The sequence below is a fragment of the Actinosynnema sp. NPDC053489 genome (genome assembly GCF_044544865.1).
Taxonomy (GTDB): Bacteria; Actinomycetota; Actinomycetes; order Mycobacteriales; family Pseudonocardiaceae; genus Actinosynnema.
The window spans coordinates 219,791-246,226 of the sequence record NZ_JBITXT010000001.1 but is presented as its reverse complement, the minus strand read 5'-3'; the positions used below and the strand labels follow the sequence as shown (position 1 = coordinate 246,226).

Annotated in this window: 20 protein-coding genes; 5 read left to right on the top strand and 15 right to left on the bottom strand. The window is 74.4% G+C overall.

The window, feature by feature from the left end:
• Positions 1 to 2: 2 nt before the first annotated feature.
• The 3 genes from ACIGNX_RS00985 to ACIGNX_RS00975 are packed head-to-tail and all read right to left on the bottom strand — an operon-like array spanning position 3 to position 2,869.
• Entirely contained in the window at positions 3 to 869 is an 867-nt protein-coding gene (locus tag ACIGNX_RS00985) for a class I SAM-dependent methyltransferase (RefSeq protein WP_396534902.1), read from the bottom strand.
• Between the two features lie 24 nt (positions 870 to 893).
• Positions 894 to 2,156, bottom strand: a complete 1,263-nt coding sequence (locus ACIGNX_RS00980) for an aminotransferase class V-fold PLP-dependent enzyme (RefSeq protein ID WP_396534900.1) — start codon at positions 2,154 to 2,156, stop codon at positions 894 to 896.
• Positions 2,153 to 2,869, bottom strand: coding sequence for a crotonobetainyl-CoA--carnitine CoA-transferase (locus ACIGNX_RS00975; protein WP_396534898.1), 717 nt, complete (start codon positions 2,867 to 2,869; stop codon positions 2,153 to 2,155). The genes ACIGNX_RS00980 and ACIGNX_RS00975 overlap by 4 nt, the downstream gene beginning before the upstream one ends.
• Positions 2,870 to 3,009: 140 nt before the next feature.
• Here ACIGNX_RS00975 and ACIGNX_RS00970 point away from each other — a divergent pair, with 140 nt between their 5' ends.
• The 5 genes from ACIGNX_RS00970 to ACIGNX_RS00950 are packed head-to-tail and all read left to right on the top strand — an operon-like array spanning position 3,010 to position 8,805.
• Entirely contained in the window at positions 3,010 to 4,380 is a 1,371-nt protein-coding gene (locus tag ACIGNX_RS00970) for a DUF885 domain-containing protein (RefSeq protein ID WP_396534896.1), read from the top strand.
• On the top strand, positions 4,377 to 5,093 hold the full coding sequence (locus ACIGNX_RS00965; RefSeq protein ID WP_396534894.1) for a DUF899 family protein: 717 nt from the start codon (positions 4,377 to 4,379) through the stop codon (positions 5,091 to 5,093). The genes ACIGNX_RS00970 and ACIGNX_RS00965 overlap by 4 nt, the downstream gene beginning before the upstream one ends.
• Before the next feature lie 55 nt (positions 5,094 to 5,148).
• Positions 5,149 to 6,438, top strand: coding sequence for an aminotransferase class V-fold PLP-dependent enzyme (locus tag ACIGNX_RS00960; RefSeq protein ID WP_396534892.1), 1,290 nt, complete (start codon positions 5,149 to 5,151; stop codon positions 6,436 to 6,438).
• Between the two features lie 16 nt (positions 6,439 to 6,454).
• On the top strand, positions 6,455 to 8,167 hold the full coding sequence (locus tag ACIGNX_RS00955; RefSeq protein ID WP_396534890.1) for an ABC transporter substrate-binding protein: 1,713 nt from the start codon (positions 6,455 to 6,457) through the stop codon (positions 8,165 to 8,167).
• Positions 8,164 to 8,805, top strand: a complete 642-nt coding sequence (locus ACIGNX_RS00950; protein WP_396534888.1) for a YncE family protein — start codon at positions 8,164 to 8,166, stop codon at positions 8,803 to 8,805. The genes ACIGNX_RS00955 and ACIGNX_RS00950 overlap by 4 nt, the downstream gene beginning before the upstream one ends.
• Positions 8,806 to 8,865: 60 nt before the next feature.
• On the opposite strand, the gene ACIGNX_RS00945 is transcribed toward ACIGNX_RS00950, so the two are convergent.
• The 12 genes from ACIGNX_RS00945 to ACIGNX_RS00890 all read right to left on the bottom strand — a co-directional run bounded on the left by ACIGNX_RS00945 (position 8,866) and on the right by ACIGNX_RS00890 (position 26,353).
• Entirely contained in the window at positions 8,866 to 9,546 is a 681-nt protein-coding gene (locus ACIGNX_RS00945) for a winged helix-turn-helix transcriptional regulator (protein WP_396534886.1), read from the bottom strand.
• Between the two features lie 30 nt (positions 9,547 to 9,576).
• A complete protein-coding gene (locus ACIGNX_RS00940) occupies positions 9,577 to 10,887 on the bottom strand; it encodes an ABC1 kinase family protein (RefSeq protein ID WP_396534884.1) in 1,311 nt (436 codons plus the stop codon).
• On the bottom strand, positions 10,871 to 11,509 hold the full coding sequence (locus tag ACIGNX_RS00935) for a YncE family protein (protein ID WP_396534882.1): 639 nt from the start codon (positions 11,507 to 11,509) through the stop codon (positions 10,871 to 10,873). The genes ACIGNX_RS00940 and ACIGNX_RS00935 overlap by 17 nt, the downstream gene beginning before the upstream one ends.
• Complete coding sequence (locus ACIGNX_RS00930; RefSeq protein WP_396534880.1) at positions 11,509 to 12,408, bottom strand: methyltransferase domain-containing protein; 900 nt, start codon at positions 12,406 to 12,408, stop codon at positions 11,509 to 11,511. The genes ACIGNX_RS00935 and ACIGNX_RS00930 overlap by 1 nt, the downstream gene beginning before the upstream one ends.
• Positions 12,409 to 12,489: 81 nt before the next feature.
• Positions 12,490 to 13,692: a DUF6004 family protein gene (locus tag ACIGNX_RS00925; RefSeq protein WP_396534878.1), complete on the bottom strand. Its 1,203-nt coding sequence runs from the start codon at positions 13,690 to 13,692 to the stop codon at positions 12,490 to 12,492.
• Between the two features lie 374 nt (positions 13,693 to 14,066).
• Positions 14,067 to 14,495, bottom strand: a complete 429-nt coding sequence (locus ACIGNX_RS00920; RefSeq protein WP_396534876.1) for an acyl-CoA thioesterase — start codon at positions 14,493 to 14,495, stop codon at positions 14,067 to 14,069.
• On the bottom strand, positions 14,488 to 20,007 hold the full coding sequence (locus tag ACIGNX_RS00915) for an SDR family NAD(P)-dependent oxidoreductase (protein ID WP_396534874.1): 5,520 nt from the start codon (positions 20,005 to 20,007) through the stop codon (positions 14,488 to 14,490). The genes ACIGNX_RS00920 and ACIGNX_RS00915 overlap by 8 nt, the downstream gene beginning before the upstream one ends.
• The gene (locus tag ACIGNX_RS00910) at positions 20,004 to 20,951 is read right to left on the bottom strand and encodes an enediyne biosynthesis protein UnbU (protein WP_396534872.1); all 948 of its coding nucleotides are present in this window, start codon (positions 20,949 to 20,951) and stop codon (positions 20,004 to 20,006) included. The genes ACIGNX_RS00915 and ACIGNX_RS00910 overlap by 4 nt, the downstream gene beginning before the upstream one ends.
• The gene (locus tag ACIGNX_RS00905; RefSeq protein ID WP_396534870.1) at positions 20,948 to 22,846 is read right to left on the bottom strand and encodes a CRTAC1 family protein; all 1,899 of its coding nucleotides are present in this window, start codon (positions 22,844 to 22,846) and stop codon (positions 20,948 to 20,950) included. The genes ACIGNX_RS00910 and ACIGNX_RS00905 overlap by 4 nt, the downstream gene beginning before the upstream one ends.
• Before the next feature lie 25 nt (positions 22,847 to 22,871).
• Positions 22,872 to 23,789, bottom strand: a complete 918-nt coding sequence (locus ACIGNX_RS00900) for a DUF1702 family protein (protein ID WP_396534868.1) — start codon at positions 23,787 to 23,789, stop codon at positions 22,872 to 22,874.
• 301 nt (positions 23,790 to 24,090) lie between these two features.
• Positions 24,091 to 25,824 (bottom strand): ABC transporter substrate-binding protein, encoded by a 1,734-nt coding sequence (locus tag ACIGNX_RS00895; protein ID WP_396534866.1) that lies wholly within the window; start codon positions 25,822 to 25,824, stop codon positions 24,091 to 24,093.
• Between the two features lie 46 nt (positions 25,825 to 25,870).
• Positions 25,871 to 26,353, bottom strand: coding sequence for an SRPBCC domain-containing protein (locus tag ACIGNX_RS00890; RefSeq protein ID WP_396534864.1), 483 nt, complete (start codon positions 26,351 to 26,353; stop codon positions 25,871 to 25,873).
• Between the last annotated feature and the right edge of the window lie 83 nt (positions 26,354 to 26,436).

Below are 26,436 nucleotides of genomic sequence, written 5' to 3'. Positions count from 1 at the left end.
GCTCACGCCGACGGTGCCGTGGCGCGCAGGCACAGGGCCTTGCTGGGCAGCGCGACCGACCCGTCCGGCCGGCGGTGCGGGGCGGTGGAGGCGGCGACCTCGGCCCACAGCGCGGACGTGTCCGCGCCCAGCACCTCGCGCGCCCGGCGTCGGATCGCCACGGGGGTGATGGCCTCGGTGAACCGGGCGTACGCCTCCGGGGAGGGCAGCTCGAACGGGACCTCGACCTCGGTGACCGACACGTCGGTGAACCCGGCGGCGGCCAGGTGCCGCGCCGGCACCTCGGGGTCGGCCATGCCGAACGGACCCGGCACGCCGGGCGCGGGCGCGGGCAGGTCCAGCCGCGTCACGAGCACCCGGAAGCCGAGCGAGAGCATGGGCGCGGTCTCGGGCGGGCCCCAGGTCGACGCCGCGAGCACCCCGCCGGGCTTGAGCACCCGGGCCAGCGAGCGGAACGCGGCCGCGGGCTCCGGGGCGAACATCAGGCTCCACCGGGCGAGCACGACGTCGAAGCCGGACCGGGGCAGGTCCAGCGACTCGACGTCGCCGACCAGGAACTCCGCGTTGGCCACGCCGGCGCCGTTGCGCCGGGCCAGCTCGACCATGGCGGGCGAGAGGTCGACGCCGACCACCCGGCCGGCCGGGCCGACCGCGGCGGCGGCCGTCAGCGCGGGTTCCCCGACGCCGGTGCCCACGTCGAGCACGGAGTCGCCCGCGGCCACGCCGCCCAGTTCCAGCAAGCGCGCGGTCACCACCCCGGCGCCGCGCTCGAACGCGTCGGCCACCGACGACCAGCCGGCGCTGATGGCGTCCCAGTGGAGGCGCTGGTCCTCCTTGAAGCGGGTGTGGTCGAACTCTGTCGCGGTCATCGGACCTCTCGGGGGTGCGTGCGGTCAGAGGAAGCGCTCGGTGGGGTGCTCGGCGGTCCACGCGCCGGGTCGCGCGCTCGCGAGCACCGACCGGACGTGGTCGACCTCCGCGAGGGTGTTGTAGACGGCGAAGGACAGCCGCACCGTCCCGACCAGGCCGAGGCTGTCGAGGAACGTGCTGGCGCAGTGCACGCCGCAGCGCACGGCGATGCCGTGGGCGTCCAGGTGGCCGCCGACGTCGTAGGGGTGGATGCCGCGCACGGACAGCGACACGATGCCGCACGGGGTGGCCCCCGGATCGCCCACGACCACCACGTCGTCGAGGTCCGCGACCGCCTCCAGCGCGGCACCCACCAAGCTCTCGTCGTGCGCCCGGACGGCGGGCATGCCGAGGTCGAGCAGGTACTCCAGGCCGGCCGCCAACCCGACCGCGCCCGCCACGTTCGGCGTGCCCGCCTCGAACCGCGCCGGAGCCGGCACGTAGCGGACCGGCTCGTGGTGGGAGACGCCCTTGACCGTGCCGCCGCCCACCCGGTACGGCGGGAGGTCGGCCAACAGCTCCCGCCTGCCGTACAGCACGCCGACGCCCATCGGCCCGTACACCTTGTGCCCGGAGAAGCAGTAGAAGTCCGCGCCCAGTTCGGTCACGTCCACCGGCAGGTGCGCCACCGCCTGCGCGCCGTCGACCAGCACCAGCGCGCCGTGGCGGTGGGCCTCGGCGGTCATCTCCCCCACCGGGTTGACCGTGCCCAGCACGTTGGACACGTGCGCCGCGGCGACCAGGCGCACCCGCGGTCCCATCAGCGCGGCGAACGCGGGCAGGTCGACCCGCCCGTCCGCGTCCACCGGCGCGACCACCAGCTCCGCGCCGACCTGCTCGCACAACCGCCGCCACGGCAGCAGGTTGCTGTTGTGCTCCAGGCCGCTGACCACCACGCGGTCGCCGCGGCCCACGACCCGCCTGCCGACGACGTCGGCGACCAGGTTGGTGGAGTCCGTGGTGTTGGCCGTGAACACGACCTCGTCCGCGTGCCGCGCGCCCAGGAAGCGGGCGACGGTGGCACGCGCGCGCTCGTAGCGGTCGGTCGCGGCCATCGCCAGCCGGTGGTGGCCACGACCGACGTTGCTGTTGGCGGTGCGGTAGTAGTCCGCGACGGCGTCGATCACCACCCGGGGTTTCTGCGTGGTGGCGGCGTTGTCGAGGTAGACCGGCGCGTCCGCGCCGAGCAGCAGCGGGAAGTCCTCCCGCACGGCGGCGGGCAGCACGCCCGGGTGGACCTGGCTCATCGCGGCTCCTCGGTGGCGAACTGCGCCCCGAACCGGTCCAGGTAGCGCCGGTCGAACGCGAACACCTTCTGCTGGGGGTAGGGCCGGTCGCGGGCGGGCACGTGGTCCCGCGCGCCGGGCCGGGGCAGCGCGCCGGTGCGGTCGCGCAGGTGCGGGCCGAAGAAGAACCAGCAGACCTGCCCGATCTGCTCGGTGAACAGCGCCGGCCGCGCGGACACCGGGTACATCCGCGCGTGCAGGTAGGTCGCCGCGAACTCGCCGCGCGGGCCGAAACCCCGGTCGAACGCCACGTGCCCGAAGACGTCGTGCACCACGCGGAACACGTCGTTGTGGCACAACGGGACGCCGTCGACCTCGACCCCCGAGGCGCCCAGCATCGGGTGCTCCCGCGGCCCGGGCACGGAACCGTGCCCGTCGCGGGTCAGGTGCAGGTCGAGCACCCGCGCCTCGCGCACCGACCGGCGCAGCTCGGCGGAGTCGCGGTACGGCAGGCCCGCGCCGCGCCACGGCCGCACGCGGATGCCCGCCGCCAGCACGAGGGCGAACTGCCGCCTGCTCACCCGCCGGAGCGCTTCGTAGCTGCGGGCGAGCCCGCGGTCGAGCGCCCACGCGGGGGCGCGGTCGTACACGTCGGCGACCTCGCGGCAGAAGTCCTCGTCCAGTTGGACGGTCAGCCCGTCGGGGCGTATCCGGTCCACTATCGACTCGAACAACAGGACAACCTCCCGACGGCTCGCTCGCCGATCCGCTTCGACTGTAACAGCGGCTATATGTTTCTAAAGGCACCTGATCGAGTGGAGGTGGCGCCGCCTCCGCGTTGCCCGCCCCACCCACCCCGGTTACGGTCGCGTCGGTGCCGAGCCTGGAGGCGGCGATGGACGAGCCGGAGGTCCGCGAGTACCTGAGGATCGGGTTGCTCCTGGGCAGGATGGCCGAGGGCTTCGTGGACTGCTGGTTCGGCGATCCCGCGCTGGAGCGGCGGGTGCGGGCCGAGCTCCTGCCGTCACCCGACGACCTCGCCGCGCAGGCCGGCGAGGTCGCCGCGCGCGTCGCCGACAGCGCGCTCCCCTTGCACCGCAAGCGCTTCCTGACCGCGCACCTGGCCGCGATGAAGTGCTCCGCCCTGCGGCTGGCGGGCCGGCCGATCGGGTTCCGCGCCGAGGTGGAGACCTGCTTCCAGGTCGGGATCGGGCTGGGCGACCGGGATCGCTACGCCGAGGCGCACGGCGAGATCGACGCCCTGCTGCCGGGCAGCGGCGACCTGCGGGCCCGGCTGGAGCGGTTCCACGAGGCCAACACCGTCGGTCCGGACCACCTCCAGCGGGCCGTGCAGGCGGTGTCCGACGCCCTGCGCCCGCTCGTGCGCGACCGGTACGGGCTGCCCGACGGCGAGCACGTCCGCTACGAGGTCGTGCACGACAAGCCGTGGAACGCCTTCAACCGCTACCTCGGCGACTACCGGTCGCAGGTCTCGCTCGACTCGCGGGCGGGCCGCAACCTCGCCGCCCTGCCCGTGCTGGCTGCGCACGAGTCCTACCCCGGCCACCACACCGAGCGCTGCCTGAAGGAGGCCGGCCTGGTCCGCACGCGCGACGAGGGCGAGCACGCCCTGGTCGTGGTCAACACCCCGCAGTGCCTCGTCTCCGAGGGCGTGGCCGAGATGGCGCTGGACGCGTCGCTCGGGGACGGCTGGGGCGCGTGGACGGCCGACGTCCTGGCCGAGCAGGGCGTGCGGGTCGACGGCGAGCGGGTGGAGGCGGTGATGCGCTCGTGGTGGAAGCTGCTGGGCGCGCGCCAGGACGCTGCGATCATGCTCCACGACCGCGGCGCGTCGACCGAGGACGTCGTGGAGCACCTGACGCGGTGGCTGCTGCTGCCCGAGCAGCGCGCCCGGCACATGGTGGCGTTCCTGATCGACCCGCTCTGGCGCGCGTACACGGTCACCTACGTCGAGGGCAGGCGCCTGGTCTCCGCGTGGCTGGCCGCGCGCGACGGGGAGCAGACCGTCGCCGACCGGTTCGACCACCTGCTGCGCGACGGCGTGCTGCCCGAGGACCTGCGTGGCGCGGCGACGGTGAATCACCCCATCGGGCAGCCCGCGGTGGTTGTGCCGCCCACCGCGCATCCGCAACGCTTTGGTGGCGGCGAAAGGCATCCCGTGCGCGATGCCACCGCGGTGTCCACCGCGGACGGAGTCGTCGCGGACGTGGAAGGGGCACGATGAGCGGCACCCACGGTCGACCCGTCCTGCCGATCTGGCCGGAGGGCGCGAGCCCGGAGTACCAGGCCGCCCGCGTGCAGCTCGCCAGGGCCGAGCGGGCGCTGTGCGACCAGGTGGAGGCGGTCGCCGCGGCGCGGCGGGCACTGCCGCCCGGGCCACTGCTGCGCGACTACGCGCTGGCCGAGGACGGCCCCGACGGGCCGGTGCGGACGCCGCTGCGCGCGCTGTTCGGCGGGCACGACACGCTGTTCGTCTACCACCTGATGTTCCACCCCGACCACGACGCGGCGTGCCCGATGTGCTCGATGTGGGTGGACGCCCTGCAAGGCGTCGCCGTGCACCTGGCCCGGCACACGTCGTTCGTCGTGGTCGCCAAGGCGCCGCTGGACAAGCTGCGCGCCTGGGCGCGCCGGCGGGGCTGGGACGGCGTGCGCGTGCTGTCCAGCCACGGCACCACCTTCAACGCCGACCTGAACGCCGAGCGCCCGGGTGGCGACCAGCGGCCGATGGTGAGCGTGCTGCGCGACGAGGGCGGCGCCGTGCGCCACTCCTACTCGATGCCCGCCAACCACTTCGACGGCGCCGAGCGCGGCATCGACCTGCTGAACCCGGTGTGGGCCGTGCTCGACCTGCTGCCCGGTGGCCGCGGCGACTGGTACGCGGACAACGACTACGTCCCCGAGGGCGGCGGCATCCGGGCGACGGCCTCCGCGTGACGCCGCCGGGGGTCCCCGCCGGCATCCGACCGACCACCGGGAAGGAGGACGGGCCGTGGCACTGACCGTCGAGGCGGGCACCGACCTCGCCACCGCGTCGTGGGAGGCGATCCGGGACCTGTTCGCGCTGGACCCGACGACCACCCACCTGAACACCGGCACCATCGGCGCGATGCCCCACGAGGTCGTCGAGACCTACGTCCGCGTCACCAGGGAGTGGGCGGGCAGCCTGGCCAACATCTACCCGCCCAGCCTCTACCCCGAGTACCGGGCGCGGATCGCGCGCGACTTCGGCGTGGACCAGGACGAGATGGTCATCTGCCACAACGCCACCGAGGGCATCTCGCGGATCGTCGCCGGGCTGGACCTCGGCCCCGACGACGCGGTCCTGACCACCTCGCACGAGTGCTTCTCCGTGCTCTCGAACTTCAACCTCGCGCACCACCGCCACGGGGTGCGGGTCGACCTGATCACCCTGCCCTCCGGCCCGGACACCACCGCCGAGCAGGTCGTCGCCGCGTTCGAGGCGGCGATCACCCCGCGCACGAAGGTGATGGCGTTCGCGGCGACCACCCTCTACACCGGCACGCGCATGCCGATCCGGGCGCTGTGCGACCTGGCGCAGCGGCACGGCGTCATCACCATCGCCGACGCGGCGCTGCTGCCGGGGATGGCGGAGGTGAACCTGCGCGAACTCGGCCTGGACTTCCTGGCGGGCTCGGGGTCGAAGTTCCAGTGCGGCCCGCTCGGCACCGGCCTGCTGTACGTGCGGAACAAGGTGTTCCCCGAGCACAACCCGCTGCCGCTGCCCCGGTTCTGGCCGGTGATCTCCACCTGGTACCCGCTGGTGGGCGACATGCCCAAGCGCACCACGACGTCGGTGGAGACCTGCAACATCGGCGACTACCTCCAGAGCGCGGGCAGCGCGAGCATCGGCCGCGCCGCCGCCCTGGCCGAGGCGTGCGGGCTGTGGAACCGGATCGGCAGGCGGCGCATCGAGGAACGCGCCCTGGAGCTGGGGTGGCACGCCAAGCGGCGCGTCGTGGAGCTGTTCGGCGAGTCGGCCCTGTACTCACCGCTGCACGACACCCGGCTGCACTCGCCCGTGGTGGCGTTCAAGCCGTTCCGCGCGCCTGAGGACGCCTGGAACATCAACAAGGTCATGGCGTTCGTCGACCGGTTGGAAGCCGAGCACCGGATCTGGACCAGGTGGGTCGAGTTCGAGGTGCCGGGCTCACCGCACATGCACTACGCGGCCCGCGTCTGCACGCACCTGTTCAACGACCACGACGAGATCGATCGGGCGTTCAGGGTGATGGCCCGACTCGCGGACGAGATGTCCTGACCCGGAGGTCACCAGCATGAGCAGCAGCGGACCGCGACGCGGGGGCACCCTCCGGCTCTACGGACCGGGGAGCATGGACCACCTGGACCCGGCGTCGGCCTACTACGCGCTCGGCCACCAGATCACCCGGCTGTTCGCCCGGCAGCTGTTCACCTACCCCGCGGTCAAGGACCTGCGGGACTGGCGCGCGATCACCCCGGTGCCGGACGTCGCGGTCGAGGTGCCGACGACCTACAACGCCGGGCTGAGCGTGAACCACCTCAGCTACACCGTCCGGCTGCGCGGCGGCGTGCTGTGGGACACCAGCCCACCGCGCGAGGTCACGGCGCACGACTTCGTCCGCGGCTTCAAGCGGATGTGCAACCCGGTGTGCGGTGCGGGCGCGATCCGCTACTTCACCAGCACCATCCGCGGCATGGCCGAGTTCGCCGCGGCGTACGCGGCGGCCGTGCCGCACGCCGACGCGACCGCGGCCGAGCTGGCGGACTTCCAGAACAGCCACGACATCAGCGGTATCCGGGTGCTGGACGACCGGACGCTGGTGTTCGAGCTGATCCGCCCGGCCGCCGACTTCATCCACGTCCTGGCGGTGCCGTTCGCCTCCGCCGCGCCGGTCGAGTACGACGCGCTCGTGCCCGACAGCGACGCGTTCCGGCGCGCGGTCCGCTCCAACGGGCCCTACCGCGTCGTGGACTACGACCACGGCCGGTACCTGCGGCTCGTGCGCAACCCGGTGTGGGACCCGGCCGCCGACGACGTGCGCGGCGGGCACGTCGACGCCGTCGAGGTGGTCATGGAGAAGGCCGACCCCGTCGAGGTGGGCCGGGTGATCAACTCGGGCGCGGCGGACCTGTCGTGGGCCTCCCCCGTCACCGAGCCGTACGAGGCCAACCCCACCGACCCGGGCAACGACCTCGGGTACGCGCTCAACCCGTACCTGGTGTTCAACACCGTGAGCCCGAACAACGGCGGTGCGCTGGCCAGGCCGGAGGTGCGCCGGGCGCTGGCGCACGCGTTCGACAAGGTGGCGGTGCTGGAGATCTACGACCGGCTCGCGGCGGGCACGGTGATGCGCCCGGCCCGCTCGGCGATCCCGCCCGGCAACGCCGGCTACGAGCCGTTCGACCTCTACCCGACGCCGGGCGACCGGGGCGACCCCGACCGGTGCCGGGCGCTGCTGGCCGAGGCCGGGTACCCGGACGGGCTGACGCTGCGGTTCCTGCACCGCGACGTGGACGCCAACCCGGAGGTCGCCAAGTCCTGCGCCGCGGACCTGGAACGGGCGGGCGTCACCGTCGACCTGCTGCCGATGGGCCACGCCGGCTACTACGCCTACCTCCAGGACCCGGCCAACGCCGAGGCGGGCGCGTGGGACCTCACGTCGCCGTCGTGGACGCCCGACTGGTTCGGCGACAACGGCCGCGCGTTCCTCCAGCCGATGTTCCAGACCAACCGGGCCAGGGGCACCAGCAACTACGGGTGCTACAGCAACCCGGAGGTCGACCGGCTGATTGAGGAGGCGTTGGCCACGGTGGACGAGGACCGGGCGCACCGGATGTGGCACCGGGTGGACGAACTCGTCATGCGGGACGCGGCGATCGTGCCGGTCCTGGAGCACGCCCCGACCATCCCGCACCTCAAGGGCGCGAGGGTGCGCAACGCCATCCCGATGCCCACCATCGACCGGTGGTTCGACCTGTCGAACCTGTGGCTGGAGCCGACGCCGTGACCGCGCCCACCACGATCCCGGTCGTGCGCTCGCTGCCCTCACCCGGCGACTACCTGTGCGGGCTCACCTGGTTCGACCGGCTGCTGTGGCAGTCCGACCAGGACGCCGGGCGGATCTGGGCCGTCGAGCCGGGGTTCGGCGAGGTGGTGCGGGAGCTGGAGTGCGACCGGGTCCGGGCGGACCTGACCCACCACGACGGGCTGCTGTGCCAGGTCGGTGGTCGACCCAAGCGCCTCGTGCTGGTCGACCCCGCCACGGGTGGGGTCGTCGGCACGAAGGCCGTCACCCCGTCCAACGGCAGGCTGTGCGGGGTGGAGGCCACGGCCGAGGGCGTGTGGATGTGCCTGCGCGCACCGGCGGTGCTGCAACTGCGGGACTTCGAGACGATGACCGTGCTGCGGGAGATCCCGGTCGAAGGTTCGCCGTCGGGCCTGACGGCGGTCAACCGGACCGCGGTGTACGCGGAGTTCGACACCGGCCTGGTGCGGGCCGTGGACACCCGGACCGGCCGGATCACGGGCACGGCCAGGGTCGAGGGCGCGCCGACGGGCATGGCCTGGGACGGCTACAGCCTGTGGTACTGCGACTTCCGCGCGCGCCGGCTCAAGGCGATCCGGCTGGACGACGTGCTGCGCTGACGGGCATCGCCACGGTCACCGGTTCGGGTCCGCGGCGTGCCGCGCCGACCGGCGCCGCCCTCAGCCGGCGGCTCGGCCGGGTGCCATCCCGGCGTCCAGGCCCAGCAGCTCGCAGCAGCGCAGCACGGCGTCGGTCTCGCCGACCAGCGACAGCCGGCCCGTCACCATCGCCGCCAGCGGGGTCAGGCGGCCGGCGCCGATCCGCACGAACGTCGTCGCGTCCGTCGTCGCCACCATCGCGGGATCGGCCGCCGGTCCCTTCACCGCGCGGGGCACGCGGTCGCGCACCTCGACGTGGTAGACGTCGTCGTCCACCCGGAACTCGTAGCACTCGTCGATCCCGGTGGCCAGCTCCGGGCGCAGCATGGCCTCCACCGCGAGGAACCCCCAGTGGGGGCGCACCGTGTCGGATTCGGACACCTCGCCCACGAAGCGCATGCCCCACCGGGCGAGCCCGGACACGAGCGGCCGCAGCTCGCGGCCCGCCGGGGTCAACCCGTAGGCCAACCGCGAGCCCGTGCCCTGGAGGTCGACCTGCTCCACGACGCCCCGCTCCACCAGGAACCTCAGCCGCTCCGCGAGGAGGTTGGTGCCCAGCGCGGGCAGGTCGGCCAGCAGGTCGACGTAGCGACGCGGCCCCATCAGCAGTTCGCGGACGATCAGCAGCGTCCACCGCTCGCCGACGACGTCGAGCGCGGACGCCAGTCCGCAGTACTGGTTGTAGGTCCGCCTGCCGCCCATTTCACTACTATAAACCGCAGCGGCCCCCGCTCAGCGGGACGTGAACCTGCCCTTCAGCAGCACCGGGCGGGCGAGTTCCTGGAAGTCGACCTCCGGGTCGAGGTCGCGGATCGTCCCCTCGATCACCAGCAGCGACAGCAGCGGGAAGATCAGCTCCGGCGCGGCGTGGATGCCGTGGCGGCGCTGGAGGTCGAACATCTCCGCGGCGAACGCCATGAGGCTGAACTCGCGGGCGGGCAGCCCGTGGCTGCGCCGCACGAGGTCCGCCATCCGGTCGAGGAAACCGGGCAGGTCCGCGTCCGGGCGCACCTCGGCGGAGCTCTCCACGACGATCGCGGCGCACTTGTCACCGTCGCCGATGGCCATGTTGAGGAAGAAGTCGGCGAACAGCAGGCGCAGCCGGTCGCCGAGCTGCACGCTGAACCCCGCGTCGAGCACGACCACCTGTGCCGACTCGGTGAAGTACAGGTTGCCGGGGTGCAGGTCGCAGTGCACGAAGCCGTTCACGAACAGCATCTCGTAGATGGCGGTGAGCCCGGACTCGGCGAACTTCCGGCGGACCGCGGGCGGGCACCGCGACGCCGCGTCGACGTCCAGGTCGGGGATGAACTCCATGGCGATGCACCGCGGCCGGCACGCGTGCGGCACCACCTGCGGCACCCACACCCTGGGCACCACGGCCAGCTCGCCGCGCAGCCGGGCCAGGCTCGCCGCCTCGCGCTCGAAGTCGAGCTGCCCCAGCACGGCGTCGCACATGGCGTCCACGACCTCCGCCACCGGGACACCGCGCAACGGCGGCAGCACGGCCACCAGTCGGGCACCGCGCCGCATCAGCGCCAGGTCCAGCCCCATCACCCGCTCCACGCCGGGCCTGCGCAGCTTCAGCGCCACCTCGCGGCCGGAGGTCAACCGCGCGCGGTGGACGCCGGCGATGCTGCCCGCGGCCACGGCCGTGTAGTCGACCTCGGTGAACAGCGCGTCGAACTGGTCGCCGTAGACCTCGGCGAACGCCTCCCGCGCCTGGCGCGCGGACAGCGGCGGGACCGAGTCCTGCAACGCCGACAGCTCGTCGCACACCGCGGTCGGCAGCACGTCCCGCCGGGTGCCCAGCACCTGCCCGGCCTTCACGAACGCCGGGCCGAGCCGCGTCAACAGGGTCGTCAGCCTCGACCACACGTGCCGCCGCGCGGCCGGGCCACCGCGCCGCAGGGCCACGACCGGTCCCGTCACGAGCAGCGGTGCCAGCGTCACGGCGACGAGGAGGAGGACCTCGCCGACCCTCAGCGCCAGCGCGAGCCGCGCGGGCGGCCCGTCACGGCCCCGATCAGCCCTTGTCGACACCGGGCACCTCGATGGCCCGCAGTTGCAGCGTCGTGTAGTCGCAGTACCAGATCCGGGTGCCGTCCCAGGTGATCCCGGTCGGGTTGCCCGCGACCGAGAACGCGGCCACCTCGCGCCGCTCGTCGATGTCCACCATCGTGATGGTCGACGCGGCGTGGTCGGCGTAGGCCAGGTAGTTGTCCGACACGGTCACCCCGGCCGGCCTCCCGGACACCGCGAACGTGTCGAGCAGCTCCATGTCGTGGTAGCCGCGCAGGTCGATGCGCCGCAGGTCCTCGTACCCCAGCCACATGCCGCGACGGGTGGCCTCCAGCCCGCACAGCACGTTGCCCGGCCGCGGGTTGGGGACCTCCCCCACCACGTCGCCGGAGTCGGGGTTCATCACGCGCAGCGCGCGCCGGTCGCCCACGACCTGCACGAGGTTGCCGTCCACGGTCGTCAGGTCGGTGCGCACCTCGGGGCAGGGGATCTCGCGCTCCACCTCCCCGCTGTACGGGTCCAGCGCCATGATCCGGTTGGACACCGCCTCCGAGAACATCAGGAACTCGCCGGTCCACGTCAGCCCGCACAGCTTCAGGCCCCGGACCGGGATGTCGCGGACCGTGCCCGCCGCGAACGGCATCACCGCCTCACCGCCCGGGCGATGCGGCAGTCCAGGGCCCAGGCCGTGGCGTCGCGCGCCCGGCCGCGCCCGCGCGGCGGCATGACGGTCACCCGGACCTCGTCGCCCTCTTCCACCCGGGTGTGCCGCAACGGCCACACCCAGACCGCCCAGTTGCAGCCGGGGTAGGACGGGTAGTTCGACAGCGACTCGCCGTCGGCCAGCTCGGCGGTGAAGTAGCCCATCACCGCCTGGAGGCGGCCGTCCCGGAGCACCGGCAGGCGCACGTCCCGCCGCGGCCCGCCCGGCGGGCCCTGCCCGATCACGTCGTCGCAGAGCCGGGCGGGCGCGCTGAGGAACCGGGGCTCGCGCTGGAAGAAGTGGAGCTGCGCGTGCGGTTCGACGAACTCCTGCACCGCGTCGAAGCGGTACCCGGGCACGACGTCGCCCCACGTGCCCCAGCCCTCGCCGTCGAACTCGATGGCGACCAGCTCGGTGGTGAGGCGACGCGGCACCACCGAGCCGCCCGGCCGCAGGTTGTGCCGGGCCACCGCGTCGAGGATCTCGACCATCTGCTCCTCCGGGCCGAGGTTGCCCATCATCTCGGAGACGATCACGTCGGCGCGGCGCGGCAGCCGGGCCACCCGCGCGTCCCCCTGGACGAGGGTCACCCGGTCGTGGAGGTCGTTGTCCGCGATGATCCGCTCCGCCACCGCGGCCACCGCCGGGTCGGCCTCGACGGCGTAGACGTGACCGGCTCCGTGCCGCAGGGCCAGCAGCGACAGCACCAACGTGCCCGCGCCGACGTCGGCGACCACGTCACCTGCCGTGATCACCGACGCCAGTGCCCGGTCGTAGGCGCTGAGCCGGGGGCGGTCCGCGAGCATCACCTGGTGCATGACTAGGAGCCGCTGGTCCATGCGCGCCTTCCTGCGGAGGTGTTCCCCGAACGGTCGTCCGGGCGGAAAGACGAGTATGTCGGGAGAACCGTCATCGCGCTGTCAGACGTTGACCGCCGCGTGCTCGCCGACGAACGCGTCGCGCATGACCAGCCGCACGCCCGTCAGCCGCGCCTTCACCTCGTCCCGCGTGGTCACCAGCGGGGCGTCCACGCCGCTCATGGACAGCTCGGTGCCGGTCGCGCCCATGTCGGTGAGGCTGCCGCTGACGTGCACGGGGTTCGCCGCGTACAGCGTGGCCGCCGGCGTGACGAGCTCGAACTCGGCGTCCAGGTGCAGCGCGCCCGGGAACCTGACCCGGCTCAGGCTCTCCTCGCCGCCCTCGCCGAGCGTGCCGCCCGACACCCGCGGCCAGCTCGCCCGCAGCATGACCCGGCCGCCCAGCTCGGGGCAGTGGCCGACGACCGCGAGCCGTGCCATCTGGGCCAGGACGCCCGTGCCCTCGTCGTGCTTCTCCGGGCCGAACAGCAGGATCTCGGTGCCCGCGGCCTTGCGGTGGTCGCCCGCGAGGTCGACGTGGACGGTCCGGCCGTTCACCTCCAGCTCGACCCGGCCCTCCAGGGACACCTGCATGATCATCGACGGGTCGACCAGCATCGACATGCAGGGCCCCGCGCTCGCCGCGAAGAACACCGTCGGCGTGATGCCCACCGGCTGGTTCTCGTCGTCGGCGGGGTACCACGCCTCGGGCAACGTCGTGCCCCGGACGACGTTCGGCGCCTGCACGACGTCGAACGGGCCGTCGCCGCGCGGCTTGCCCAGGTACGGGCCCGTGAGCGGCTTCTTGAACGGCGGCACGGCGTCGACCACGCCGTAGATGTCGATCACGTTGCGGTGCGCCAGGCGCAGCGTGCTGGTCTCCAGGATGCCGAAGCGGCGGATGTAGAACTCGGCGGGGAAGTTCTTGCCCGGCACGATCTGCCGCACGTGCCCGGTGTTGGGCAGGAACGGGTTGGACAGGACCTGGATGCGGTCGTCGAGCTCGTAGCTGAAGCCCTTGATGCCGACCTCGGGCGCGCTGATCAGCTCGGTCTCGAACTCCGCGTGCCCCTTCTCGTCCACCCGGTGCTCGAACCCCGGCATGGGCCACTTGTTCAGCTGCACGAAGCCGGAGAGGTTGATGGTCTCGCGCCGGCCTGCGTAGTAGTCGTCGCCGAACACGACGGTCGCCGCGGCGAGGATGTGCGGTCGGATGGGTTTCGGTTCGAGGTTGAGGGATTCGTAGGTCTCACCGGGGTTGCTCACTGCACTACCTCCAGCGTCTGTCCCGCGCGGTACGTGGGCGGGACTGTCCACAAGGTACTGAAGCTATACGTTCCGATAGCGGCGATCCACGGCAGCGGCGACGACCACCCGCAACTTCACGACACCGTCGGGTGTCGGGTAGTCCGATGGAATGGGCAATACACGCACCGTCCAACCCGGACAGGGCGAAGTCGACCCGTTCGTGGGCGCACATCGTCCCGTCGCGCCGGTACCGTGGAAGTCGGTTGAGTTTCCGATAGTGATTCGACGGCCCGGGGGTGGACATGCCGCCACGTCACCACGACGAGGTCTCCTACCTGGCAGCGCTCGCCCGCGCCGGGCGGGAGCACCCGGCGCGGGAGCGGGACGCGCCCTCACGTCGCCCGGACGACGGACTCGTAGGGCGCGAGCGCGACGACCAGCTCGTCCGGGACGGCGACGGCCTCGACGCCTGACCCGACGCGGCGCAGCGCGGCCACGGTCTGCTCGCCGCGGGCCACCAGTCGGTCGTCGCGCCGGAAGTCGAAGGCCATCCGCAGGCCGCTGTCCCAGCGCTCGCGCAGGGTCATCGCGACGTCGATCTCGTCGAAGGCGAAGCACTCCCCGAAGTACTCCATCGAGCACGACGTGGTGGCGAGCACCAGACCGCCGCCGCTCAGCATGCCCAGCACCCCGGGGGCGTGCCGGGCCAGGAACGTCTCCCGGCAGTGCCCCTGCCAGTGCAGGAACCGCGCGAAGTAGACGTTGCCGACGAGGTTGGTCTCGTCGAACGTCACCACGTGCCGCCAGAGGTACTCACGCACCGTCGCCCTCCCTCCGGGGCAGGGCGACCGCGACCGACCGCGGACCGGGCAGCGCGAGGACCCGCGCCGCCGGCGTCTCGCGCAGCAGGAGCCCGTCGTCGGTGGTCCGGTCCACCACCCCGGCGCGGTCCCCGGGCAGCCCCAGGTCCAGCACCGCGCGCTCCGCCGCCGTCCGGCCGTCGCCCGCCAGGCCGACGCCCGCGGGCACGTCCGCGGGCGCGACCACGCCCTCCCCGGTGCTCACGAGTTCCAGGCGGTCGGCGATGCCCAGCTCGGACAGCCGCCTGCTCAGCAGCGGACCCACCAGGGGCGCGGGCAGGGCCCCCGCCCGGGACCGGGCGCCGAACGCCCGCAGCCGCAACCCCTCCCACCGCGCGACCCGCGCACCGCCCTGGTCGGACAGCCACACGTCGTACACGTAGTCGTCGCCGTCGTGCGACCGCTCCTCCGCCGTCACCAGCACCGTGCCGACGGGGTGCCGCCAGACCACCACCCGCTCGGCCGAGACGGGCAGGGCCTTGCGGTGCGGCAGGCAGGCCAGCAGCACGTGGATGGCCGCGTCGTGCACGCCCGGGTCCCCCAGCAGCAGCCGGGGCGCGTGGTGCTCGGCGAACCACGGCTGCCCGCCGGCCGCCACCCACGCCCGGACCCGGAAGGCGGACAGGTGCTCGTAGTCGAGCAGGCCGCGCAGGCGTCCGGAGTGGAACAGCAGCGGCCCGTAGAACGGGTGCGGACCGTCGCGTCGGGGCGGGGCGGTCATCGGCGCGATGCCGGGTGGCGCGGGCGGGGCGGGGCGGACGACGGCGCGGACGCGGTCGGCGGTGAAGCCGTCGGAGCCGTCGCGCAGCACCACGTCCACCGGCGGATCGGCTTCGTCGCGGGCCAGCGCCGCCACGCGCAGCGCCCGCGGCTCGTGCGGGTTCACCAGGACCGGGGCGGGCAGCTCGACGTCGCCGAACTCCCACGCCGGGTGCTCGCCGACCACGGCCGCCGCCGCCTGGGCCGCCGCTTCGAGGCCGACGACGGCGGGGAGCACCGGGACGCCGTCCACGCGGTGGTCGTCCAGGTAGGGGTCGGCGGCGGTGGAGAGCACGGGCGCGAGCACCGCCTCCACCCCCGGCACGCGGACCAGGACGTCGGCGGAGAAGCGCAGCGGGTCCGCCGCCGGTCCGGTCACCGACAGCGTCGGACCGCTCGGGAAGCGCCCGGCGACGAGCCGGGTCACCGGCGCGGCCCCGTCGGCCAGCGCGGCCAGCAGCGCCGCCGCGCCCGCGGCGGGCTCGACCGGTGTGATGCCCTGCTCGCGCAACGGGTCCAGCACGCCCAGGCGCGCGCCCATGCCGACGTCGGACCAGACCGACCACTCCAGCACCCTCGTGCGACAGCCCGGGTTCGCGGCGGCCCACCGCTCCAGGCGCACGCGCAACCAGTCGTTGGCGACGCAGTACTCCGCCTGTCCCGGCAGCCCGCGCCGACCGATGACGGACCCGAAGCCGACCAGCAGCGCGGGCGGCCCGTCCAGCGCGGCCAGCAGGTTGTCCAGCCCGGTCACCTTCGGCGCGACCGCCGCCGCGAGGGTGCGCTCGGTGACCGCGCCCAGCGAGCGCGGCTCGTTCACCCCCGCGCCGTGCAGGACGGCGCGCACCGGCCCGTGCGCGCCCGCCCGCGCCACCGCGGCCCGCACCTGGTCGGGGTCGGTGACGTCGCAGGCGGTGTAGTGCGCGGTGACCCGGTGGTCGAGCGCGGCCAGCCCGGCCCGCACCCGCGACGCCTCCGCCGGCGACCGGCCGAGGAAGACCAGCGTGCACCCGGTGCTCAGGGCCAGCGCCTGCGCGCAGCGCGCCGTGATGCCGGCGACGCCGCCGGAGACCAGGCAGACCTCGCCCGCGCCGACGGGCGGCGACCCGCCCGGCACCGGTGGGCGCACCACCGTGACCGAGCGCAGCACGCCGCCGGCCGCGTCCACCCGCAGCCGCCCACCGATCCCGGCCAGGCGGAGGTCCACCCCGCGCGCGTCCCGGGGCAGCTCGATCGAGGTGGCGGTGCACGCGGGCAGCTCGACCGCGGCGCTGCTCGCCACCGCCGCGGCGGCCGGGTGGCCGTGGTGCAGCACGGCCAGCACGTCCGGTCGGTGCGCGGCGACGGCGCGCAACACCTCCGCCACCTGGGCGGTGCCCGCGTCGTCGCCGAGGAAGAAGACGAGGCCGTCGCGCCCCGGACCGGGCCCGGTCGCGGCGTCGTGGAGCCACTCGGGCGCCGTGCCGAGCACGGTCCACCGCACGTCGTCGGCGGGTGCGTCACCGGTCCACGGCTCCCACCGGTGCTCGAACGACCGCACCCACGGGCGCACGCCCTCGACCGCGTCGGCGGTCCCGTCGGCCGGGGGACGGGCGGCGATCAGCTCGGCCACCTCGCCGACGGTGATCGTGTCCAGCGACGGCGGCAGGGTGGGCACGCGCCGGCGCATCAGGTCGGCGGCCTCCGCGACGAGCTGGACGACCTGCAGGGAGTTCAGGTGCAGGTCGGCCAGGAGCCGGTGGTCGGGGCGGATGCCGTCCGGCGGCAGTTCCAGCGCCCGGCCGAGGTGGGCCCGCAGCAACGACACCGGTTCCGCGCCCGCGGCCGGCGGGAAGTCCGCGACCACGCCCACCGCCCGACCACCCGACCCCGCACCCGGGACCGGCGCACGACCCGGGACCGCTTCCACGGCCGATCCGCGATCCGGGGCCACCCCCACCGCCCGACCACCGCTCACCCCCGCGCCGGCGGTCGGCGCGGGGTCCGCGACGGCACCGGCGACCGCGGTGCGGTCCGGCGCGGCGGTGGCCGACCCGGCCTCGGCCGGGTTCTCCAGCAGCGTGATCGGGGTGTCCAGGTCGACGTGGCGGTGGGCGCGGTCGCCGAACCAGCGGTCCAGGTCGATCGCGGACACCGCGGCCAGCGCGGCCACCGCGACGGCGTGCTCGCGCCCGGAGCCGCCCGCGTCCAACGACACCGCGGGCCGCCCGGCCACCAGGGACGTCAGGGTGGTGCCCGGCCCGACCTCCACCAGCAGGTCGCACCCGGCGGCCAGGGCGGCCAGGGCCTCGGCGAACCGGACCGGGGCCGTCACCTGCTCCACCAGCAGCGAGCGCAGGTCCACGTCGGGGTCCAGCCGGCGGCCCGTGACGGTGGAGAACACCGCCCGGCGCGGCGGGCGCAGCCGCACCCCGCGCAGCTCCTCGGCGAACGGCTCCACCGCCGAGCGCATCGCCTCGGTGTGGAACGCGTGCGACACGGCGAGCACCTTCGCCCGCGCGCGGTGGCGCAGCGCGCGTTCCGCCACCCGGCGCACGTCCGCGTCCGTGCCGCCGATGGTGACCTGGTCCGGGCCGTTGAACCCGGCCACCACCACCGACGTGTCCCCGGCCAGCTCCTCGACCCGCGCCACCGGCAGGCCGATGCTCGCCATGCCCGTGCCGGCCCGCCCGTGCCGCGCCATCACCCGGCCGCGCGCGGTCGCCAGTCGCAGGCCGTCCCCGGCGGACAGGGCACCCGCCCAGACCAGCGCGGTGATCTCGCCGAGGCTGTGCCCGACCGCACCCACCGCCGCGCACCCCCACCGGTCGAGCAGGGCCAGGGCCGCGACGGACTGCCGCACGATCGCGGGCTGCGCGAGGTCGGTCATCGTCGCGCCGTCGTGCAGCCGCACGTCGTCCGCGACCTCCGGCACGGTCAGGTCACGTGCCCAGTCGTCCAGGCGGGCGCGCACCGGGGCCGCCTGCCCCGGGAACAGCAGCCCCACGCGGCGCCCGGTGCCGCCGGCGAGCACGAAGCCCTCCTCGCGGTCGACCAGCAACGGCGACCCCCAGCTCGCGACCCGCCGCGCCGCGCGGTCCGCGACCCGGGCGAGCCGCTCCGGGGAGTCGGCCACCAGCAGGCAGCGGAACGGGAGGCGGGCCGCCGCGTCCCGGTGCCGCGTGGCGGCGAGGTCGTGCAGCTCGGCCGTGCTCAACGAACCCGCCTTCGCCGCCAGGGCGGTCAGGCGGCCGGCCAGGTCGTCGCGGTCCGCACCGGTCACCGCCACGATCTCGTGCGGCGGCAGCGGCCGGCTCCACCGCAGCACCGGCTCGGGAATCCCACCGCCCCGGGCCCGGCCCGCGCCGGAGAGCACGACGTGCGCGTTGATGCCGCCGAACCCCATCGCCGACACCCCCGCGACGGGGGTCCGGTCCGGCCACGGCTCGGGCTCGGCGAGCACGCGCACGGTGCTGTCGGCCGAGGCCACCAGCGGGTGCGGGTCGTCGCAGCCGGTGGTGGGCGGCAGCACGCGGTGGTGCACGGCGAGCGCCGCCTTGATCAACCCGGCCACGCCCGCCGCCGCCTTGGTGTGGCCGAGGTTGGCCTTCACCGAGCCGAGGGCGGCCCGCGTCGCCGCGCCCGCCCGCGCCCGCCGGAACGCGATCAGCTCGGCCCGGTCGCCGACGGGTGTGCCGGTGCCGTGCCCCTCCACGAGGTCGGCGGCGGCGGGATCGACGCCCGCCATCGCGTACGCCCGTTCCAGCGCCCGCACCAGGCCCGCCGGTTCGGGCCGGGTCAGGCCGCCCGACCCGTCGCAGGAGGTGCCCCACCCCGACACCAGGGCGTAGACCCGCAACCCGCGCCGGCGGGCGTCGTCGTGGCGCATCAGCGCGACGACCCCGCAGCCCTCGCCGGGCAGGAACCCGGTGGGGTCGGCGTCGTACACCCTCATCCGGTGGCCCCGGGCCAGCGCGCCCAGGCGGGCGAACCCGACCAGCTCGAACGGGTCGAGGCTGAGGTCCACCCCGCCCGCGAGGGCGAAGTCCAGCTCTCCGCAGACCAGCGCCCGGCAGGCCGTCGCCACCGCCAGCAGGCTCGACGAGCAGGCCCCGTCGACGGTGTAGCCGGTTCCGCGCAGGTCGAAGTGGTTGCAGACGCGGCCGGCGATGGTGTTGGCCAGGGCGCCGGCCAGCGTCTCGTCGCCCGGCTCCGGGAACGGGTCGCGGACCAGGTCCCGCAGCAGGTCGACGGCCCGGCCCGCCTGGTCGTCGGGCACGCCGGCGCCCGCCAGGGCGGTGAGCGCGGCGCGCCGGACGAACGGCCAGCGCAACCGCAACTGGGCGGCGCGGGAGAACTCCCCGGTGAGCGAGTTGCCCAGGACGACGCCCGCCCGGTCGCGGTCGAGCCCGTCGGCGCCCGGGAAACCGGCGTCCGCCAGCGCTTCCGCGCACGTCTGCAGCGCCAGCCAGTGGGTGTGGTCGACGGCGCGGAACAGGGCGCCGGGCACTCGGAACCGGCGCCGGTCGAACTCCCAGCCGCGCAGCAGACCCGCGTGGGTCACGTAGGTCTGGTCGGGTTCGACACCCCGGTAGCCGGCACCGAGGCGTCGTTCGGGCAGCAGGCGGAACGCGCGGCGGCGGCCGACCACCGTCTCCCACAGCCGGTCCGGGCCGTCGGCGTCGGGGTAGCGGCACGCCATGCCGACCAGGGCGATCGACGGCGCGCCGGTCACCGCACCGCTCCCCGCGCGCGGCGCAGGCCCGCGCCGGCCAGCCGGACGAGGCAGCGCAGCACGCACGTGATCACCAGGGCGAAGAACAACCCGAAGGACACGCCCGACACCACCAGGACGCCGTAGGCGGCGGCCGTGGTGACGCCGAAGAGGACCTGGTCGCGCCTGCCGGTGGGGGTCGTCGCCGGGTCGGTGATCATGTAGTTGGTGAACAGGATGAACGCCAACCCCGTCATCGGCGCCACCGCCGCGAGCAGGTGGTGGTCCAGCAGCGCCCAGCGCAGCACGGCCTGGGCCAGGAACCCGCCAAGCCACCCCAGGACGAGCGGCATCCTGCCGGTCAGCTTGCCGTTGATGGCGCTGCCGCCCGCGAGCACGGCCAGCGGGAGCAGCCAGTCGAGCGCACCGGAGGTGTTGCTGGTGAAGTGGTAGGGCGGCGCGATGCCCACCCACGGGAACAGCAGCAGCGTGACCACGATGCCGGTGTTGGACGGGTTCAGGACGTGCCGCAGCCTGCCGCCGACCCGCAGCCGCACCAGGTACTTCGACCCGTTGCCGACCAGGACGGCGAAGACGTAGGGCCACAGGGAGGCGTTGCCCCACATCAGCATCGCGGTCGCCAGACCGGTGATGTGGGCGGGCAGCAGGAAGACCGCGAGGGCCCGCCCGCCCTTGGCGAACTCGGGCCGCCTCGCGAAGGCCCACGCGTCGAGCGCCTCGAAGCCCAGCGCGGACGCGTAGCTGACCAGGACGGCGACGAGCGGGGTGACGGGCGCCTGCTCGAAGCCGAGGAACAGGTGCCCGACGACGGTGAAGACGGTGATCGAGACGGCGAACCGGGTCAGCGCCTTGACCCGGCGCTGGTCGGGGGTCAGCCCGGGTTGTCCGGTGGCGACGGGGGTCAGGTCGTCGAGACCGGCACCGTCGAGGCGGGTGGCCGTCATCGCGTCACCGCCGTCGCGCCGGGCCCCAGCTCGACCGTGTGGTGGCCGGGGGTGACCACGATGTCGGCGCTGTGCGTGCCGGAGTCGTCCCGCCAGGTCACGGTGGCCCGCACCGCTCCCCCTCCGGGCAGCGCGAAGTGCAGTTCCGGCGCGGACACCCCGCTGTGCCCGTTGGCCGGGTAGAGCTGGGCCTTCTGGGGTCGGTCGGCGTGGTGCAGCCGCACCTGCGCGCCGATGGCGTCCACGAACGCCCCGTCCACCGCGCCGGGGCGCACCAGGCGCAGGTCCGCCGCCGGGCCGCCCCTCCCGCCGAGCAGCAGCACGGAGTCCTCCCACTGGTTGGCCACCAGGACGTCGAGCAGGTCGTCGCCGTCGACGTCGCCGACGGCCAGCCCCCGCGTGTTGTCGGGGAAGGCGGCGCCCACCCGGTCCGCCAGGTCGGAGTACCGCCCGCCCGCGTCGCGCACCCAGAACCGGTTCGGCTCGTGGCCCGACAGGTCGTCGCCGGGGCCGAAGCGCGGCCACACCTCCGGGTGGCGCAACAGCTCGTCGTTGGCGATGGCCAGCTCCTGGAGGAGGGGCCAGCGGTTCGCCTCGCCCTTGAGGAACCCGTTGGCCTGCACGAGTTCGTCCACGCCGTCGTTGTCGAAGTCGGCCGCCTTGACGTCCCAGCACCAGCCGCCGCGGGACAGGCCCAACGCCTCGCCCCGCTCGGTGTAGGGCACCTCGCCCGCCAGCAGGTCGTCCGGTGAGCCGTCGGGGACGAAGGCGAGGGTGCTCTCGTGCAGGCCGTAGGGGACGGTGATGTTGCTGACGACCAGCACGGGCAGCCCACCGCCGCCCGGGTAGGTGAACGCGACGCCCATGCCCTTGAAGGAGTCGTGCCCGAGCACCTCGGACTTCGGCGTCACCGGGTCGCGGTCCCCGGTGACCTCCTGCAGGCGCAACGCGCCGGGCACCGAGCGGTTGACCATCAGCTGGTCCGGCCCGAAGTCGTTGGCCTGGTAGACCTCCGGGACGCCGTCGCCGGTCAGGTCCTGCAGCCCGGTGGCCAGCGTCCACGACTGGGCCGCGTCGCCGGTCAGGGCGACGCTGGCGTCCACGACGGCCGGCTTGCGGTCGGCGACGCCCGTCGGTCGCGTCAGCAGGACCCGGTTGACCCCGCCGTTGCGCGCCGCCGACATGGAGTCCTGCATCCGGATGCGCGTCTCGTCGGACGCGGTCGGGTCGAGGAGGCGCGCGCCGTCCGGGAAGTAGTTGCCCACCAGGAGGTCCAGGTGGCCGTCGCCGTCGAGGTCGCCGATGTTGAGCGTGCCGGAGTTCCACACGGCCATCGGCTCGATCAGCTCCTCGGCGCGGAACCGGGTGGGCACGCCCACCCCGCCGGTGTTGAGGAACAGGACCGGCGAGCGCCCCCAGTAGTGCACGACGAAGTCCACGTCGCCGTCCTCGTCGAGGTCGGCCGGGACGCAGCCCATCGGCGCCATGGTCGAGTCGTGGCGCAGGCCGTCCGGGCGCAGCGCGAACGGCGCGTAGGGGGCGTCGCCGCCGACCGGCGCGGGCCGCAGCGTCACCGAGTCGTCGCGCGGGTCCACCAGGCAGACGTCCGCCGCGCGCCCGGAGCCGCGCAGGTCCGCCAGCGCGACGGCGGCGCCGACGGCTGAGATCCAGCCGCGGATGTCGTGCAGCTCCGGCGCGACGGCCCGTTCGGTCCGCGCGCCGGCCGGCGGCCCGTTCAACCCGATCGCGGTGAAGCCGAACCGGGCGGCGGTCGCGGCGGCGGCGTCGTCGCCGAGGCCGGGCCGCACCACCATCAGGCCGGCGGCGGCGCAGACGACCACCACGGTGATCACGGACAAGGTCTTGCGCGCGGCAGCGGTCACCGTCGCACCCATCGGTCCTCCTTGACGAGCGGTCAGCTCAGGTCTCTCGGGCGACCCGGTGGCGCAGCCGCGCCTTCCAGGCCAGGTACGCCCGCACGTCCGGGGCGTCGAGCAGGTCCTCGGCGGCCTCGTCGGCCCAGCGCGCGGCTTCCTCGGCGGTCACGCCGAGCACTTCGGCGCACGCCTCGCGCGTGTGCCGCGGCACGATCCCCGAGCGGACCCGCGCGCCCGCCGCGAAGACGACGCCCTGCGCGAAGTGGGCCCGGTGCGGTCCGACGAGGTCGAGCAGGTCGGCGCGGGCCACCCGGTCCGCCGCGCCCGCGTAGGCGACGGCGAGCCCGACGCCGCTCCACAGGTGCGGTCGCGCGGGCGCGGGCGCCCGGCCGATCACGTCGGCCACCCCGGACGGGCAGGCGGACTCGACGAACCACAGGGCGCGCCCACACCCGGCGACGCGGACCTGCCACACCGCTCCCGACGGGCGCGAGGCCCGGCGCAGCAGCGCCCGCGCGCCACCGAAGTACGCCTCGCCGAACCCCGAGCCGTCGACGGCGAGCCAGCGCAGCAGCGGCGTGCCCGGCAGGCGCGGCAGGACGGGCACGCGCGCCGCCGTGAACAACCACCCCGCGCCGACGTGCACCAGGTGCGCGTAGGCGTTCCCCGGCCCGGCGAGCAGCCGGTCCAGGGCCCGCGCCCGGCCGGCGGTGGCCAGGTCGAGCAGCCCGGCGAACATGGCGGCGCCCTCGTAGGCGAAGCCGCGCTCCTCGGCGTCCACCCGGCTCAGCGGCTCGTGCGGCCGTCGCCACGACCGCACGGCGAGGTCGAACCCGCCGAGGAAGTGGCGCGCGTGCCGTTCGAGGACGGCGCGCTGCGCCGGTTGGTCGAGCCGGAAGCCCCGGCGGGAGAAGTCGGCCATCCGGGGCGGCAGCCGCAGTCGCGACGCGACCGCCGTCATCGCCCTGGCACCGGAATGGGGAAACCCGAGTGCTGCATCACGCCTCCAACGCCCGGAACCACCGCAACCGGACACCGCGGAAATCGTGATTCCTGCCTACCAGAGGCCGGCAGTGCCCCCAAGGTCGTAAACACATCTTCACGCGATGGTGTCGATCAATGCTTTTTGACCAGCGGAAATGATCCCTCGAAAGAGATGTCGACAAACAGTGGCACGGCGTCGAACCGCACGCGCACAAGCCTTTTCGCGGCACCCGGACGAAGGAACCGCCACATCGGAAGGGGGAATTCGAGAACGTGCCTCAGCCCGCGGGCTCCTCGGCGTCGGCGAGCCAGAGGTTGGTCAGGTCGCCGTTCAGCACCGGGTACGGCAGCCACCCGCGCACCCTGGTCGAGTGGAACCAGTACTGGTGGGCGAACAGCACGGGGACGATCGCCCCGTCCCGCAGGACCTGCGCCTCCACCTCGCGGAACAGCTCGCCCGCGCGCTCCTCGTCCGGGCAGGTCAGGGCCTCGGTCAGCAACCGGTTGACCCGCTCGCCGCGGTAGCGGCCGTAGTTCGCGCCCCAGTCGCCGTCCTCCGCCACGTCGCGGCTGTCGAACAGCGGCTGGAGGTAGGTGCGGGCGTTGTTGCCGTACCAGTCGGGCTCCCAGCCGGTGAGCGCCAGCTCCCAGTCCAGCGGTCGCGCCGACTCCGACGAGGACAGGAACTCCGAGAACAGCTCGGTGATCGACGCGGGCACGAGCTCCACCCGGATGCCCGCCCGGCCCAGCGCCTCCCGCACCGCCTCGGCGGTGTCGGGGTGGATGTCGCGGTCGCGGTGGACCAGTCGCAGGGTGAGGCCGTCCGGGTAACCCGCCCGCGCGAGCAGCCGCCGGGCGCGCTCGGGGTCGCCCCGGCCGCCTTCGGTGGCGTGCGGACGGCTCTCCCGGTGCGCCAGGCACAGCGGCGGCAGGACCTGGTCGGCGATGTCGTTCAGCCGGGGTCCGCCCCAGACCGCCGACACCGCGGCCTTGTCCACCGCGTACTGGAGGGCGGTGCGGACGTCCTGCTTGCCGGTGGCGCCGTCCTCGGCCGGGCTGGCGAAGTTCACCACCACGTACGGGCTCAGCAGACCGGCGGGGTACACCTCGAGGCGGGGGTCGTCGGTGGCGAGCAGCGCGGGGAGTTCCTCGGTGAGCGGCTGGACGTCCCACAGCATGTCGGCCTCGCCGCGGGCGACGAGGTCGTGCGCCTCCCGCTCCGCCACGCCCTGCCTGACCACGATGCCGTCGAGGTGGGCGGCCCGCAGGTCGTCGGTGCCGGGGTCCCACGCCGGGTTGCGGCGCAGCTCGATCAGCTCGCCGGGGCGGTGGGCGGTGACGCGGTAGGGCCCGTTGGAGGCGATCGACCGGTTCAGGCCCGGGCTGCCGGGAACGAAGCGCAGGTACTCCTCCGGCGCGGGCGTCGCGAACGGCAGGGCCAACATGTTGAGGAAGTCCGACATCGGGTACCGCGTGGTGAAGCGGACCTCCACGTCGTCCAGCGCGACGACGCCGCGGAGGTCCGCGGTCTCCAGGCGCTCCCCGATCGCCTCGGGGGTGCGGGGCGCGTCGGCGAGCGCGTCGCGGAACTCGGCCATGCCCTCGATCGCGTTGAGGTAGTACGCGAGCCCCGGGCTGTTGGCCAGCGGGTGCGCCAGGCGCTTGATGCCGCGCACCACGTCCCGGGCGGTGACCGGGCGCGAGCCGGTCGGGGTGTGCCACCGCACGCCCTCCCGGAGGGTGAACGCGTAGCGGGTGCCGCCCCCGGTGAGCCGCCCGTTCGCCGCGGTCGGCACCTCGGTGGCCAGGTCCGCGACGATGCGCCCCGCCTCGGTCCGGTCACGACCGGCCGCGTACCCCACGAGCTGGCGGGTGTAGGCGCGCAGGATGCCCCTGGTCACCGTGTGGTAGGCCAGCGCCGGGTCGAGGTGGTCGACGTCGCCCGCGCCGACCATGGTCAACGTCCCGCCGCGGCGGGGCGTGGCGTCGACCGCCGGGGACCTGTGGAGCACCTGCCGCACGGTGAACCGCCCTCCGTCGGGTCCTCGCCGGTCGCGTTCAGCCGCCGATGCCGTCGGGGTGACGGTCGGCGACCAGGGTGAGCACGACGTCGTGCTCCAGCAACGCCTTCGCGGCGGCCAGCACCTCGGTGAAGCCGCCCATCGAGTTCAACGCCCACGTGACGACCTCCTCGGGGTCGTCACCGCCGAACCCCGTCTCGGTCAGGTCGACGCGCGTCGCGTCCCCCGGGCGCGGGGTGAACCGCATCTCGAAGGTCGTCGGGCGCGGCCCGTTGCGCCACTCGATCGCGAAGCGCCGGTCCTGCTCGAACTCCTTGACGCGCACCACGACCGTCAGGTCGTACATCCCCCACGTCCACCGCAGCTCGGCGTCCGGCTCCACCGGTCCGCTGCTGTCGGTGAACCAGAACCGGCTCGTGACGGCGGGATCGGTGAACGCCCGGAAGACCTCGGCCACCGGCCTGCGGATCACCATCGTCGTCGAGACCACGGGAGAGAGTTCGGTGAGGGGTTTGCCCACGGTTCTCCTCCTGGGGACGACCTGTTCCGCACCTTGCGCCCGGGGACGTTACCGGGTTCCGGAGCCGGGAACGGCTGTCGTGG

Excerpts from the sequence above, each read along its gene's own strand:
- ACIGNX_RS00930 (WP_396534880.1), bottom strand. The coding sequence starts at position 12,408 with ATGGACCAGCGGCTCCTAGTCATGCACCAGGTGATGCTCGCGGACCGC.
- ACIGNX_RS00945 (WP_396534886.1), bottom strand. The coding sequence starts at position 9,546 with ATGGGCGGCAGGCGGACCTACAACCAGTACTGCGGACTGGCGTCCGCG.
- ACIGNX_RS00955 (WP_396534890.1), top strand. The coding sequence starts at position 6,455 with ATGAGCAGCAGCGGACCGCGACGCGGGGGCACCCTCCGGCTCTACGGA.
- ACIGNX_RS00965 (WP_396534894.1), top strand. The coding sequence starts at position 4,377 with ATGAGCGGCACCCACGGTCGACCCGTCCTGCCGATCTGGCCGGAGGGC.
- ACIGNX_RS00985 (WP_396534902.1), bottom strand. The coding sequence starts at position 869 with ATGACCGCGACAGAGTTCGACCACACCCGCTTCAAGGAGGACCAGCGC.
- ACIGNX_RS00905 (WP_396534870.1), bottom strand. The coding sequence starts at position 22,846 with ATGGGTGCGACGGTGACCGCTGCCGCGCGCAAGACCTTGTCCGTGATC.
- ACIGNX_RS00935 (WP_396534882.1), bottom strand. The coding sequence starts at position 11,509 with ATGCCGTTCGCGGCGGGCACGGTCCGCGACATCCCGGTCCGGGGCCTG.
- ACIGNX_RS00980 (WP_396534900.1), bottom strand. The coding sequence starts at position 2,156 with ATGAGCCAGGTCCACCCGGGCGTGCTGCCCGCCGCCGTGCGGGAGGAC.
- ACIGNX_RS00910 (WP_396534872.1), bottom strand. The coding sequence starts at position 20,951 with ATGACGGCCACCCGCCTCGACGGTGCCGGTCTCGACGACCTGACCCCC.
- ACIGNX_RS00900 (WP_396534868.1), bottom strand. The coding sequence starts at position 23,789 with ATGACGGCGGTCGCGTCGCGACTGCGGCTGCCGCCCCGGATGGCCGAC.